This window comes from Stenotrophomonas sp. STEN018 (genome assembly GCF_056760235.1).
The window spans coordinates 99319-114648 of the sequence record NZ_JBRREK010000002.1 but is presented as its reverse complement, the minus strand read 5'-3'; the positions used below and the strand labels follow the sequence as shown (position 1 = coordinate 114648).

Here is a 15330-nt window from a genome sequence, read left to right as displayed (position 1 = left end):
TCTGAGCCTGTGGCGGCGCTCTGTCGACAATGGGTATCCGCGTCGCAGAGAGCCAGTGCCAAAAGGCTCTTAGTTCTCTGTAGGCACCTCTGAATCTGACGCCATAGGCGAAAATCGCGGCGCAGCTATGAGTATCCGATCACGCAGTGCTTGGTGATCAGATTCGGTGTTTTCATGCATCGGTAGAATGTCACCATGAAGCTGTGCGCGGAGCATATCCCATCGCTTCTCCAGAACACGCCAATGCCCTTCATCGTATGTACCTTCGAAGACAACTTGGCGTACACGAATTCGAGGCACTTCGCTCGCCTGAACGCCTTCCCTAATAGCTATTTCCAACTTCTGTTCCCACAGGCTGCCGAGTCGATCTACGCGGCCGATCTGCTGCTCCACCACGGCTGGATTCCATTCCAAGTGCAACAGGACGACGGTACGGCATGATTCATGAAGATTCAGCCCTTCGCGTCCGACCATGGACTGAGCGATTAAGATGCGCGGGAAGGCGTTGGGTCGGTTAAATGCAAGTTGGAGCAGTCGACGGGTGCCTGGCTCGATGCCGCCGTGCAGCTGACGCGCAAAGGGTCCGCTGGCGTGTGAGTAGTCGTTGTCGAGCTGCTTCAGGATCGCAGCCCAACCCCGGGGCGACCGGGCATCACCCTGGGCAATGTCGTCCGCTGCATCGGTGGCTGTGTCGAGGTTGGCCGCCGCCAGTGCGAGCTCTAGCAATGTCCCTGTCAGTTCTGCTGGCGTCGCAGAGTCCGCTCTATCACCTAGATGATCGGATAGCGCGCGCGCCACGATTGCCAAACTGCTGTGCCCGGTCGTCGCATTCGCTGCCGGTAATGAGGACTCCAGCAGCAGTGCAAGCAACTGGCCATAGTTGGTCTGTAGCTTGGCATCCAGTGAGGTAAGCCCCTGCTGCAGCTTCGCCACTAGTCCATTACGGGACCGCTGGCGGCTGCTCTCCAACTCCCGGTAGGCCCTTCGGAATTGATCATCTAGTGCGGCAAGATCAGCCTCGCGACCATACAGCTGCCGATGTGCGACCCGCACTGCATATACTTCATCCTCTGGTATGGCTCTCTGCGGCCATACAGTGCCATGTTCTAGTGAGCGCAGCATTGCGCGTGCATTGAGCAACTTCATCAGGGCCTGCATCGGCTCGCGATAGCGTGCGAACACAAGCACCTTCTCGTCAGTCGCAACTGTTTCGATGAAGGCCATTGCCTCGATGAGCGCTGGGTGCGAGTACAGCACGTCTTCGCCCGGCACATCTGGCTGGAGGGCACGCTTCATCTGTTCCCTCCACCAGTCTGCGCGGCATTTCCGCTTCTCTTCGTGGTTGTTGCGCGGTGAGTCCACAGGCTCAGGCGTGTCTTGATCTTCCTTGTCCAGAACCTCGTCAATCAGCCGGGCGACACCATGGCCGTTGCCCATAGTCAAACGCTGGAGCTTGCCGTCGCTGTCATGGCGCATATCACTGACAAATGAAAGGGCCTCAGCCGCACAAACCGCCTGCTTCCAGCACGTCGACATCGATTCCAAGCGCACAGGTAGCTTTGCGACATCGCGATAGGCGTTGGTGGGTAGGTGCGTATGTTTAACGAACGAGCGAACGGCCGTATCCTCACGCTTGTCGCGGCGGAGCACATAAGGATCTAGGGCGCCCTTGTAGTTGGCCGCAGCTGCCACATAGGCGGCCTCCACCTTCGGGTCGTGCGGCGAGCGACGCAATGCCTCCACGCAGCTCACATATGCGTCGATGGTTGCAGGCACGCTCTCCTGCTCGACGTGAATCCGTTTCAAGCTTTGCTGCCATTGCACGGCATCAAGCTCTACCGGAGTTGCACTCATTGCGAGCCGCCGCGAGCCAGCGTTCTCCACCAGCACGTTAGCCAGCAAGGAACTCAATAGGCTGTCATCTCCTCGACTTTTGTGCGCTTCGTCGATGACGACCAGATCGAAAATGCCCAGGCCAAGTCCCGTGATGCGGTCCAGCTGTTTGCGCAGCGTGCCTTGGCTTCCATGATGTTCTGGTTCTGCTGACCGCTTCCAGACAGGAATGGATTCGCTCACGTTATCGATGATGTGCCGAGCCGACGAGCGACGCGGCAGTTCGCGCAGATAGCCAGCGATGGACGCCCCCGCAGCGCGCGTCTCCAAGTCGTCGAGCACTGTGCACCCATGGTATCCATAGGGCAGATCGTTACCCAGCACGTCCTTTTGGTAGCGTGCCAGCACTTCCGGCAGCAGCGACCAGCGCCAATTTGGCAGGCGTCCCTGGGGCCAGCGGTTGAAACCATGCGAGAGCAGTACGACAGGCTCCCTGAACCATGGCTTGGCAGTGGTGCCGGGTGTCCAAGCATCGAGGTACTGCAGATAGGTGCGGAGTAGGTCCGGCGTGTGCAATTTTGCCGGCGACAACTCTCGCTGCCATTGTCCACCCAGCCCCGATGGAGCGACGATTGCAACACGTCCGCCTGCGCGAACCACGCAAAGCGCCAAGGCCACCGCAATGCGTGTCTTTCCCATGCCGACTTCATCGGCCAAGATGACGCCGTTCCTCGTGAGCCGCTTGCAGAGCCCGATCAGGCTGGCGCGCTGCCCATCGTTTAGTGGCAGAGCCCCCTTTTCTTGCACCAGCTGACTTTTCAGCAGCACCTTCGCATGCTGAACCACATCATTCCAATCCAACGCCGCAGTCATGCCCCGCCATCCAATGCAGTAAGTCCTTGGGTCTTCCATGCCCGTTCCACCCGGTCAAGCGCGGCTTCGTAAATCGCACCTGCCTCACTGGCGGGGTCTTCTGCGAATTGAGGGCGGAAGGGCACCGCGCGCAGTGCCGAGAGCGGGTTGAGCCCCATTGTCACGAACTGTGCCACAGCCGCGCTATCACGTGTCTGGCATAGGGTCTGCTCCAGACGCACGCACCATCGTGGCCAATCCAAGGTAGATATCTCAATCTGTCGCGAAGCAATGCGTTCGAGCAAGCCCATCATTTGGCGAATCGCCGTACCCTGCGATACCACGCGACGGACGGTGCGCTTGCGCTTGGATGAGTTACCCGGTCCGATGTCTGCGGCGTCCTCGTCGACTTCGAACTCCTCCATCTCGGGTTCCGGTATGGTCGGGAAAGCGAGCAGCTGCTGTTCTGCGTCGACAACCTCAATGCCCTCTAGCGGCGTTGCGCAGACGCGACCATACTCGTCGATCACTGGCACCCAAGCCTCTCGGATTGTGCCCGCATCGCTCCAGCGCTGCCGTACCATTCTGGGGGGGGAGCCGGTCCAGGCATAGCCTTCGGGAATCCGGAGACATGCCACTCCGGACTCGTCCAATACCTCAAAATCTTCAGGTAGTGTTTGCAGCCGTTCGACATCCGGGCCTACAGCAAGAATGCCTTCTACCCGCCAGTGCAGGAGCGCGAGGGGGCCAGAGAAATTCTCAGCCTCGGGGGGCTGCCATGCCTCACCGGGAGATAGAGCCGGCGCGTTAGCATCCAGTTGTGGTCCGCCAATTGGCAAGCGGTCTTGAATCATTGCCTGGTCCTTGCGACGGCCGCTCCAGTAGAGGTCATCCGGGAAAAGGACCACGCCTGCTTCCAGATTGCCGCCCCGTCGCGACATTCGCTGCGTCATCCCAGCGGGGGTGAAATTGCCTGAACCCAGGTAGAGCCACGCGTTAATGCAGGCCTTGGTTCTTTCGTTTAAGCGAGCCGCAAACAAGAACTTGGCATGCAACGTGCGTCGGCTGCTTTCTCCATAGAGTGCTTTGGGGGGTACAGCCGCATGCACCGCGATCGCGTGGTCGGTCTGCTCGAGTAGATAGGCCACGGAGCCCGCGATGGACTGGCAGGCCGATGGATTTACGTACAGCTCCACCTGACCGTTCCGCTTTAGCAGATTGGCAGACTTCAGGCGGTTCACTACGGCCACTGGAACTGCTGGTCGGGTAGTGGCACATGTTTCCGTACCGCCGGGCTGACCTTCGTAGAAGCCAGACCCCATCGCCACATAGCTATTGGGTCCGCGTATCTGTGCCAGCCCGAGGATCTGGTTGAATAGTGGTTGTCTGCGGCTGTCGATGAATCGCGGTGACAACTTGTCTGGATTGTTGCGCGACTTCCCGCACGCTTGCAGCCACGCAGCCAAAGCCAGAGACGCGTCGCCGCCAGATAGCGGAATGCCGGTATCCAGCAGGCGGGTATCGTGCAGGTCTCGTAGTGCATCAAAGAGATTCGTGGCGGCTTTGATATCAGCACACTCTTGAGCGCAGTTCGGACCAAGCTGCTCGCTGAAAACCTGCACTTCGCAAGCCAGGTCCAGGCTATCTTCCACCGTCTGTTGCGTCCAGTTACCGGTAGAAACCACGAGCCGAACACACCATCGGCTCGCATTCTGTTCATGACGGAAGCCCAGTAAAGCGACTTTGGCATGTAATAAGCGGAACGGGCGTTTGGCCGCATTGCGCAACGGCAAGTGGGTCAAGCCCGGAACAGCCGTGGGCAATAGTGCGGGCTGGCCTGGGTCGAGCATGAGTGCCAGCCGAATTTCCCCAGCGCGCATACGCTGATAGACACTCTGGCCCATGAATCGATCCGTTGCCTCGTTGAGGAATCGGACATCGGCCGAGAAACCACAGATCCAGCCGAACATCCCTGCAAAGCCCTCTGGCGGTGCAAAGTGGCCCAGCAATGACTTAGGCGTGTGTTTCACGCCGCTCATACGGCTTTCCTCTCCGAGTCTTCAGCCGTTTGGCGTTCCGATGTGTCGTCCAAATCCATCTGTAGCAAGTAGAGATTTCTGACGCGGTAGGACACACCCACCGGTACGGCCACTGTTCGGTCGTCGGCTTCAGCTTCCCCATCGGCTTCTTTCTCGGCACTCAAAAGAGCGACGGGTGGATGACCGGTATAGGCGGGACCCGGCCGGGCACAGTCGTCCACCAAACGGAGTACTTGATCGTCGCGCTGCAGCAGCGCGCGTAGGGCGTTAACGTCGCCAGCCTGGCATTCGCTGCAAAACAGGTTGGCATCCTCATCGTGGTGACGCAGCGTCAGGAATGTTCGAGCCTGCGCTCCGAGTGCTTTGAGGGCTACAGTCACAGGGTTCGGGAGCTTCTGAGTAAGTGACAGTGAGCGAACCTTACGAGCTTCAAGTACCTGCTCTACGGAGTTCAACACCTCTATCGCCGCTTCACGTACAGCCACCAACTGTGCACCCGCGCGCAGATCATGCCAGTGCTGCTGATCCAGTTCTGCTGGCGCCTTCGCGTCCGCCAGCGACTCCACAGTATCTGGCTGACTTCGCAGGCGGGTGATCCATTGCCATGCGTTTTGGCGGCGTTGGCGCAGGACTGGGTTGAGTGCTAGACCTTGCAACAATGAATTTTTCAGCCACGCACTTGCAGAGGGGGGCAAAGGCCTTAGCGGATTAAGCGCTTCTGTTAAGCCGGTGCTTCCCCATTTTAGCTGGCTGCCACACACCCAATAGCTCAGATGATCTAGCACATTGTTGTTGCCTACGGTCAGGCCTTCCAAAGAGAGAGAGAGGAATACGTCGACGTTGTCATTGCATTCGAATGCATTGAAGCGAACGCTCTGCGTATCAGCCAGTCCCAGTGATGGTAGGGCCTGGGCAGTGGACATGCGCATTGGCTGCGCCACATGGAAGTTGCGCTTGCATGCGCTCCTGAAGCTGGGCGATGTAGCGTCGTCTGGCAACTTATTCCGTCCTCGCAGACGTGGGTTTGCAGTCCACCCGTTTTCTCTGTAGCCAATGATGCAAGCTACCGCTTCGATCGCGTTGGCTATTTCAATGTGGGTAACCAGAACGTTCCAATGTTCTACCCGTTTGGCCACCGCCATGCTGAGTGCGGTGAATAGCACTTGTCGTCCGTACCGCACGCCGCCTATGCCCGGAACGGCTAGTTCGTTGAACTGACGCACGGATGCCCCCAAGCCCAAGGTGCGTGTGCGGCGTGTGCTGGATAGCTTTTCCGGAGCCAGCAGGCCCCATTGACTTCCTGTCATGTATGCTCCTAGAGAATTTTTGCTTGTATGTAGGAGGTGATGGGTACATCCCGCTAAGTTGCAACACGTAAATCCGCTACAAATGATCGACTGTGAACCTACAAATTTAGTGATTGAGGACCGACTGTCGCATCGACTCGCTTGGACTTCCCGTAGGTGTTAGTAGAGACGAGCCAACCGCTGCGGCTTCGCATCCTAGAGATGGATTGTTGATTCCATGTAATTCGAAGCTAGGCTGCATTTAACGCTTCCGGTTCGAGGTACTGACGGAACTCTTCGAAGGGATTTAGCCGCATCTTCCGGGTATCAGAGCTTACTGCCGTTGGCTTTCGGGACGAATTCTCTGGAGGGAACCAACAGCAAGATCAAGTCATCAAGCGTGTCGCCTATGGATACCGAGACGACACGCATTTTTTTATAAAGATTCAGAGAGGCCTTCTCCGGAGTTGGGTGAAGCGCCCTATATGTCCTGGTCTTGAATTAGACGTTTCAGTAGAAATGCATCTAGGCCTTCTGAGATACGCCGCACAATGCCGCCTTTAGGCATCGCCCAAAGCACGATGTCCTTGGCGGTGGTGTCGTAAAGGTAGTAATAGCCATCTCCTTCATCCACCAACGGCAACGCGCCCAGTGGGTAGCTCGCATCCTGGGCCAGTTCATCGTAGGCCGCCAAGATACTGAGGTAGTAGTCGTCAGGTACACCGAGGCCATAGACCTCGGTGCTGCCGTAAACAATCACGCCAAAACGACGCAGGTATTCACGGTACGTGGTGCCAAAGTCAAGCCCAAATTGCTGTTCGGCCCGGTCAATCACTTCGGTCGGCGCCGGGCGGGTAGTGGCCTGGCTTGCGTTGAGCGCGGCCTCAAGCTGGTCGAAAGTATGGGTCATGTTTATTTTCCTGCGTTGAAGTCGGCTGCGCGCGCTTTCCAGTGCTCAGCGCGTTCCTTCGCAAATCCATCACGATTGATCATGGATTCCTGCCGTTTGTTGTGGAGCACGTTGTCGTTCCCGCTGCCACAGTGCTCGGCCCTGGTCAGTTCCGCCAAACAGGAATCCTGCCTTTGACCGATATGATGCAGATCGATGGGCCTGCCGTTCTTGTCAAGTGGCGCAAGCCCGGCCTCCATGCGCTCCAGGTTCGTGGTGCCGAAGAAGTCCTTCTGCTCCAGGTCGATATCCGTGCGCACAAGCGCTGGCTTTCCGCTGATTTCCTTCGCCTCAAGGCCGGCATCCTTGTAGATGTTGGCTTCAGCCTCGCTCCCAATGTCATTCACCAACGATTCCGGCCAGCCGCTGTCTATCAGCTCAGTCCGGGTGTCCTCAGAAACGGGTGGGAGGTCCCCACGGGTTTCCTGGGTGACATGCATTGGCGTGTCCAAGCTGCGAGTGTCGATCTGCACCTCGGTGCGTTCCATCTGGCCCTTGCCCCAAGGAATCTCGTTCATACCGCCACCGCGGTCTATCACGCTCTGGTCGATCATGCTGTCTCTTCCATCATGTAGCTGTGCCATTCGGCGTAGAGTGCTTTTTTTGACTGGTCGGTGGAATATATCTCTCGCATCATGCACTGCTCCACCGCCAGTCGTATCTGCAGCCCCGCTTCCGGCGCCAACTCGGTGACCACACGTTGCAGGTGACTGCGCATAGCCTGCAGATCCACTGCGTTGCGCCCTATGGCCACTACCTCGCGGCGGCAGCCCCAAGCGTCCACCAGCAGCGCTGCTAACTGATCAAATCCCTCTGCCGCATCGCCAGGCATTGGGGCGCCTTCCATACGTGCCCGCAGCATGGCTTCCAGTGCTAACCGTACCCGGCTGGAAAGTGGCATGTCCGTCAATCCTCGCCGCAGAAGACGCACGTCCACCCGCGGCGCTCGTGGAACGCGCCGGGCGAGCAGAAGATTGGCCAACTGGGTGCGCCATTGCCCGGCATCGACTCTCGTGCCGTTAGCTCTGGTCGGGACGAATGGCGCCGATTCTGTTGCCAGATAGTCCATCTGGCACAGCACAGGCTCTAGCCAATCATTCTGGTGGATCACCGCTGCCCCGCAGGGAAGGCGTGCGATCTCAGCCATCTGGCCCTCGCTCAGACCAATGGAACCACCTATCAGGCGGCGGTCGGTCTCCTCTGGGAGGCGCAGCACCACCTTGATGTTGGTATTGCGAATGGCGGCCATGTCCACTGCATGTGGGGACTGGTCGGCAATAATGAAGCCCTCGCCATAGGTGCGCATTTCGGCAATGGCGGCGGCCAGCATCTCGACCGACTTACCCGCCATGCTGCTGCCTTCCGGTCCGCTGGCCACACTGCAGGGCAGCAGGTTGTGGGCCTCTTCCAACACCGTGACATGGCGCAACGCCTGGTTCATGCCTCCGGTGGCCATACGGTATTCGCTGAGCCGCATGACCAGCATGCCCATGACTAGGGCGCGGGTTTCACTGGACCCAACTCTGCTCAGGTCCACCACCACGGAGCTATCAAACAGCGCGCTGTCGTCCAGCTCATCCGTGCAGAACAGCCGCGCGTTCAAACCATTGCACAGCGAGTGAACACGAGTACCCAGGGCGCCCTTGTAGTTGGACTTGGCTTCTTCTGCATAGTCCGACGAAGCAATCACCCGCTGCAGCGATTCCATCAGATCGGAAAAACCTGGGAAAACCCTTGGTGCAAGCGTGTTGCATGAGGCATCCAGGTCCCACCCGCAATGCGAGTAGGCCTGCAGTATGGCGTCCTTCAATACGGCCGGCATGGCCGCATACATGGGCCAACATACGCTAAATATCTCCACCATCCGATCCACATGCTCCAGCACGTGGATCTGATCAGGGAATGCAAATGGGTTGATCCGCAGCAACTCCGCCTGCATGGGGTTGGTGCCCAGTACACGTACCCCCGGCCAATGGCCAAGCACATGCTTGTACTCGCCCTTTGCAGGCTCAATTACCAGAAATGGCACACCGGCGGAGTGGGTCTGCTTGAGCAGGTTGTAGATCGCGTTGCTTTTGCCGGAGCCTGTGGAGCCACAGATGAACATATGGCGGGACAATTGGTCTATGTCCAGTGCCACCGGCTGCGCTAGGTTCTCCCATAGGTGGCGCATTCTCCCCAAGGCCACGGTGCAAGCCTGCGGTGCACGCACGGTGCCGTTCACATGCTGGATGCGGCGGCCGAAGGCTTGGGTTTCCACCACGCTGACCGTTGATGTGGAACGGCGCGGCAGGCTCAGTTGCAGTGCCACCTCACGCCCGGACAACAACGTTGCAGGCGTGGTCAGGTGCGCGGCGCCGTGGCCAGGCAGCTGCCTCCGCAGCATGGGGTGGGTGAGCTGGCCAAGCCAAGCTAGCACCCGTGTGCGCGCATCATCGCACCACGTGGTGACAGCGAAGTCCTCCTGGCTGCTGTTTTTGCCGCGTACCAGGCTGAGGAAAATGCTGGACAGCGCTTCGGTACCAGCCTTGCTATCAGCAATGAAATACGCCGATGCACTCCATCCCCCATAGGTGCGTGCTTCCTCCACCCGAGCAAGATGCTGGTTGATGCGGAGCAGCAGCTGCTCAATGCCCTTATCGTTGAACTCCAAGGTCAACTGGCGGGAAGAGCCTTCGGTGGTGGTGTCCGACCGGCCATCGGTAACGGTATCGCTGGACGTGCGGGAGGTGGTGCTGGATTTTGACTTCCCGCTGGACAAACTGACGCTGTTACTCGTGCCGGTGGAATCAGACGTGCTGGTTCCCTGCGATTCGCTGCCAGAGAATGCCTCCCGCACCACCGATCCCAGCATCATAGTAGCGGGCACAGAAATGCCTCCCGTAGGAGCAGCCAGCGCTATACCAGCCGCGCTGATGCCAGTGACTACACCGGCAACCTTCGAACTAGTGGTTGCTGTTTGAGTGCCACTGCTTGTGCCGGTGGTGTGAGTGGTGCTGCTGCTGACGGTATCGCTTCGCCCAGTCGTCTCCGTCAGGCCCATGCTCTGGCCCAGCGTTTCGCCCACGCTGCGGCTCAGCGTGTTGCCAACGCTGTGGCTGTCCTGATCACCAATGCTCCAGCTCATTTTCTGCAGTGGCGCCAGCTGGGTGGCTACCTGTTCGAAACCTGCGCGGATGTTCTCCAACTGGCGGCTTTCCAGGGGCTCGGCGAGAATCAGGGCGCGGTAGCGGCGGCGCTCGGCGGCGTCCAGAAAGCGCTCCAGACCCTGCGCAAAGCGCTCCACGTCTTCGGTCGCCAGCGAAGGTACACCGGTCACCGCTGAAACATAGCCACTGCTGCTGGTGCGTGACGACACGAGGTCCTGCAGCGTCTGCTCCACCTCACCGGCGCCCAGTGATTCCATGGCGCTGCCTGCGAAATGCCCCCGAAATGCCTCCTGCAGTAGCGCACCGGCACTGTCGCCTTCAAAACGGGTTGGCTCCCCACGCGTGCCGATGAACACATCAGTCTTTTCACCGTCAGAATCCAAGTACAGCATAACCGTGTAGCCTGATGCTCCCAGCGCAGTGTAGGCCGCTGTTAAGCTCTCGAGCACCGATTGGCGATTTTCATGCACCAGCCGGCACAATCGGTATAGACGCACATCGGTGGCAGCACTGAGCTGCTTCTGGTCATGCGGCAGCAGCAGCACCTCATATTGATCAAGCTCTGAAAGGTAGGTGCGGTTGATCTGCATGCGCGCACTTTCAAGCGCCGCCACTGCGCGCTCGCGCAAGGCTACGTCGGTGTATGCAACCGAGGCGGTAGAATGCAGGTTCATCGGCGCTCCCCACGGAAATATGCCGCAAGTGCCGCAACCCCTGCCGCCAGGAGTCTGGCAATGCGCTCTGCCCAGCTAGGCCTAGTGTCCTTGGGAGCTTCTCCCCGGAGTGCGTCGCTAAGCCGCGGGGACGGCGCTCTGTCCATACTGCCCACCCACACAGGCAAGGTTGTCGCCAGCGGGGCCGTGACCACCGGCACAAACCCCGCCGCTCCCTGCTGACGCAAGTGCTCGCGAACATCCACCACATGCAGGAAGCGCTCGATGCTGAAATTGGCGTCCAGGAAAACCACTTGGTCATCGTGGTACTCGGCACACCAGGTACCTCGATTGCTATTCAACGACGCCTTGAACCGCCCTTCCTCGAACGGTACAAATACGGCTGCATTCTGATCTGCTGCACAAGCCATGGCGGTCTGCAGGTACGCGCCACTCAGCCTGGCATCTGCCAGCTCCAGCACCAGCGCTGACCGGATGATGCCTGCATCATTCGCAGCCAGCGCCCTCGCCAAGCTGGGCGAGGGCGAAAATGCTGCTGCCGCAGTGGCCGCGTTGGCTTCGTCTTTCGCCAGCGGCGTAATACCCACCTGCTTCACAAAGCCAGCGGCTCCCAATTGCTCCAGGTGGGAACGCACCCGCAGCAGGTGCTTGGCGCGCTCTGCGCTGAAGTTTCGTCTGGCGTGGCTGACCTGGAGGAAGAAGTACTTCGCCGTCCAGTGAGCCTTTTCAGGCTTGGGTGCCGGGATCATCTCAGTTACGGCATACGGCACCAGTACAGCTCCTTCGGCCTGCCATGCCTGCAGTGTCGCTTCCAGCTCTTCCAAGGGCGTGGCAACGTCGGCCATTAGGTTCAACCAGCCTTCGCCCGTGCGCAGATCCGTGGTGTTCATGCATGCGCCTCATGTACAGCCAGGGTTTTGGCAAGCCGCTGGCGGATGGCCTCGCTCCAGCCACGAAGTTCGGTGGCCTCGGCCAGCGCGGCTGCGCGCAGGTCGCGGTCTTCAATGCGGGCTTGGGCTTGGTGAAACAGCTCGGCCACGCGTGGCTGGAGCTCAGTACGCACATGTTCAACAAATACATCGCGCAGCTTCTGCCCTTCCCTGACCATGGCGGCTCGGGCCTTCTCCTGCAGGCCTTTGAAGTGTGCCTGCGGCTCCTGCTGCTCGCTCTTGTAGAATTCTGCTAAGTCCACAAACTCCTCTTCGCCGTACACGTCCACGGTCTTGGCCTTGAACCAGCTAACCGGATTGAACAGCTTGCGGTCCATCACTTCGCGTGTGCCCATCTTCACTGGGCGTGTTTTCACATAGTCGCGAGTCACCTTGGGAGCGAACGATAGGTTGCCTGCACTGCGAATCAGTCGCGCCAATGCCGGGAATTGCACCTCATCGACATCTCCCACGCTATCCGAAACTAGCGCTTGGTAACGCTCCTGGAGGTCCTTCTTAAGCGCATCTTGCTCGGCCTCAAACGCAAGCTGGTACGCGCCAAGGATTTCTTTAAAGCGAAAGCTCATGAGCTCCCCCCATTCCTTGGCCAACTGCCGCGCCTGCGCAGGGCTGACTTTGCCTTGGAACCTTTCGATGTCCTCGCGGTTGTAAGCGTTCAGCTTGCCAGAAATGCGCACCAGCGCTTTCTCCGCGTCTATCGTCAGCTCGTGGTGGTCACGGCCTAGCTGTTCTGCCAGCGCCTGACCATCCACGCTCTGCTCGTAGCGTGTCCGTAGCTTTTCAACTTCAGCGGCCAAGGCTTGCACGTTGCCGGCTTCCAGCTCCTCAATGCCCTTGTGCCGGTTGATGACCTCGTCCACTAGACGCGCCATAGCATCATGGCTTCGCTTGAACCGTTCCGGCAGGTGGTACTTCTCGACGTAGGCACCCACCGTTCCCTCCAGCGCGGGCAGCCCGCTGCGGCGTTCCAGCGCTGTGGCATTGGAGGTGTCGGCCGGACCGTGCTCACGCACGCGCAGCGGGGCGTACTGTGCCAGGTCCATGCTGGGCTCGCTCTGGAACCAATCTAAGAACGATGCTTTGGCGATGCGTTCCTTGCTGGACAACACTGCTTCCGGGAAGCGTATCAACCGGGATGCATAGGCAGATAGAGGGAATATCTGTGGGTTGTGGATGCCATGTTCCTGCAGATATAGGCGCGTACGCGCCAGCATTCCGTCCACGTCGTCACCGGCTTCCACATCCAGAGCGTCCATCTTGTTGAGCACGAAAATGAAGCGATCACTGGCCTGACGGCCGCCTTCCGCAATAGTCTGGGCAACTAGCTTCAACAGCCGGGAGTCATCGGTAATGCCACGCTGGGTTGCGTTCAGGACGTAAAGAATCAAAGGGTTGCGGGTGGTGTCCTGGATGTAGCGCATGGTGGTGACGCCATGGGCCTCGTCGCTGCCATTGTTCGGCCCTGGCGTGTCGGTAAGTACAAGCCGTGCGTGGCCTTGGCGATGGGCGGTCTGAATGGGCCCGTGCACTTCCACCAGGCTGGTTTCCGGGTCCTTGTTCCAAGCACGCATGGTGGCCAGATCCAGATCCTCGCACTCGTCCAGTAACTCGTTGGAGGCGTCAAAGCGCCTGCCATGGAACTGCCCGGCGGCGATGTTCTCGTCGTGGTAAATGCGCGTAATTGTGGCGGTGGTGGCCTCATTGCCTGCCGGCAGCAGGTCGCGCCCGAGCATGGCGTTAATCAGTGTGGACTTGCCAGAGGACATAGTGGCAACGACGTACACGTCAAAGTCGTTGTTGCCCAAGTCGTGCAACGCCGCCCGGGACGCGGCGTCGTCTTTCAGCACCGACACATACCCCGGGTGTTCCAATACCTGCGCGCGAAGGTTCTCAACCTCGGCCTGCCTTGCCTCTGCGGGCGCTGCCGGCACCCATCTAAGGTTGACCTTCATGTTGGCATCGCGCGCGGACTGCGCGGCTGCTTCCAAGTCGCGGAAGTCCGGCTCTACGCCGGTGAAGCTCACATTGAAGGTGTCGTATCCGTTGAACATGGTCTTCAGGTCTTGGAACAGCTGGTCCACCCAAAGCTGCATGCGCAGCCTAGTGCAGCGGTGTAGGCGCGCACCGTCTGTCAGCTCCACCCCATCAATCAGGAAGGTGGTTTCAACAGTGAAAGGATTGTGGATGATGTCTACTTGGGTCATGGCGCTCACGGGTGGGCAAGGCAGTGGTGAATGATGTCTTCCGTCGCGCTGATACCGCTGGCAATGACCGAAGCGGCAAGCAGGGAATGGGGAAGTTGCCGAAGTGGCGGGCTTTCATGAAAGGCGTTCCAGTGCGGAGCCTGCACCTGCTGCAGCAGACGCGCGCGCGCGCGCTCCGGCACGTGGGCAGCGGCCGCCAGGGCCTGTGCGCTCGCCGGCAGTAGCGGCACCATGGTCTGGTAATGCATGGACTGGCGCGCAGACACGGCAGCGCCAGCCATCTTCATCCGTGCCACTAGCCCAACCCGCGCCATGGTGGGCACTACCCAGGGGGCATCAAACCCCAACCGTGACAGCCGCTGTCGGGCATTGTGAACTACGGTTTCCAGCGGCCCATCACTGTTGGGGTCCACTTCATCAACCTTGTTAAGGAGGAACAACAACCTGCCCTGGGGACGTAAAGCGGAAATGGCGTGGACGTGCTGTAGAAGCGCATGCTCGTCGGTAGTACCCGGTGCGGTGGCGTCCAGCACGAAGCAGAGCAGTTGCCATGGCACGGTGGCCAGGGCTCCAGTCGCAAGGTGCCAGTGCTCGCTGTCCAGGCTGTTATTGGCCCCGGGAAGGTCGTGCAGATCCAGCTTGCCGCGAGCACCGGCTACATACCCAAGATTGCCGGATACATGGATGCGTGCCACCTGGGCGTGCGCATTCCATCGCCGGTAAAGCGCGGCATTCATGCCACGGTGGAAGTCGACCAGTGCGCCATTGCGGCTGTAACTACCGCAGACCACGCGAGGTGCGTGGGGCCGGTGACGAAGAACGGTGTGGCTGGCCGTAGCCGGCTCATTGCTTGAGTGCAGTAGCTCACGCCCAAGTAGTGCATTGAGCACCGTTGTCTTGCCTGCACTGACCGTACCGGCTACCGCTAGCGTGAACACATTCCCCGCTGGTACCCCAGCGTTTCCAGCTGTTTTGTTACGCATGCGCACAATACATCCTTGTTGATTGTCCGACCCAGCGGCACAATACGGGCCTTAGCTCGGTTCCCGCCGGTCGTATTATCGGCCAAAAAAGTGGAAACCTTTAGAAGGTCGCCCGGGCATTTGCTGCATCCTTGCAGCCCTCTGTCTCTCTGGAAGAGATTGCGGAGCGGCTCCGCCTTAGAAGTTGAAGCCGTCAAATGCCTCCAGTCACGTCAATTCGGCCCAGTGCTTCAGCTTTATCAGTCGCAACAACCACCAGCGTGATAACAGTTCTTACGAGTTCAAGGTAGTGCACAGCTGTCGCCGAAGGTTGATCAAGGAAGCGCGGGTTTGATCTTCGTGGGCTTTCCGGAGGCATTGCTCCGGATCAGGTCTTGACGTGAAGATGGCGCTGGACCGCTTCACAGCAGA

The 15330-nt window shown here is 59.2% G+C and carries 9 protein-coding genes; all 9 read right to left on the bottom strand.

What is annotated here, in order from left to right; all coding sequences use genetic code 11:
* Positions 1–69: 69 nt before the first annotated feature.
* Positions 70–2706 carry a helicase-related protein gene (locus tag ACVOMB_RS01475; protein WP_481529619.1) on the bottom strand — a complete coding sequence of 879 codons (2637 nt, stop codon included), beginning with the start codon at positions 2704–2706 and terminating at the stop codon, positions 70–72.
* On the bottom strand, positions 2703–4724 hold the full coding sequence (locus ACVOMB_RS01470; RefSeq protein ID WP_481529618.1) for a hypothetical protein: 2022 nt from the start codon (positions 4722–4724) through the stop codon (positions 2703–2705). The genes ACVOMB_RS01475 and ACVOMB_RS01470 overlap by 4 nt, the downstream gene beginning before the upstream one ends.
* Positions 4721–6031, bottom strand: a complete 1311-nt coding sequence (locus tag ACVOMB_RS01465; RefSeq protein ID WP_481529617.1) for a serine/threonine-protein kinase — start codon at positions 6029–6031, stop codon at positions 4721–4723. The genes ACVOMB_RS01470 and ACVOMB_RS01465 overlap by 4 nt, the downstream gene beginning before the upstream one ends.
* A 460-nt stretch (positions 6032–6491) precedes the next feature.
* Positions 6492–6920, bottom strand: coding sequence for an SMI1/KNR4 family protein (locus ACVOMB_RS01460; RefSeq protein WP_481529616.1), 429 nt, complete (start codon positions 6918–6920; stop codon positions 6492–6494).
* Positions 6921–6922: 2 nt separating this feature from the next.
* Positions 6923–7513: an HNH/ENDO VII family nuclease gene (locus ACVOMB_RS01455; RefSeq protein WP_481529615.1), complete on the bottom strand. Its 591-nt coding sequence runs from the start codon at positions 7511–7513 to the stop codon at positions 6923–6925.
* Positions 7510–10698, bottom strand: a complete 3189-nt coding sequence (locus ACVOMB_RS01450) for an ATP-binding protein (RefSeq protein WP_481529614.1) — start codon at positions 10696–10698, stop codon at positions 7510–7512. The genes ACVOMB_RS01455 and ACVOMB_RS01450 overlap by 4 nt, the downstream gene beginning before the upstream one ends.
* Positions 10699–10778: 80 nt before the next feature.
* A complete protein-coding gene (locus ACVOMB_RS01445) occupies positions 10779–11672 on the bottom strand; it encodes a hypothetical protein (protein WP_481529613.1) in 894 nt (297 codons plus the stop codon).
* Complete coding sequence (locus ACVOMB_RS01440) at positions 11669–13936, bottom strand: dynamin family protein (RefSeq protein ID WP_481529664.1); 2268 nt, start codon at positions 13934–13936, stop codon at positions 11669–11671. Before ACVOMB_RS01440 ends, ACVOMB_RS01445 begins: the two co-directional genes overlap by 4 nt.
* Positions 13937–13941: 5 nt before the next feature.
* Positions 13942–14919, bottom strand: coding sequence for a dynamin family protein (locus ACVOMB_RS01435; RefSeq protein ID WP_481529612.1), 978 nt, complete (start codon positions 14917–14919; stop codon positions 13942–13944).
* Between the last annotated feature and the right edge of the window lie 411 nt (positions 14920–15330).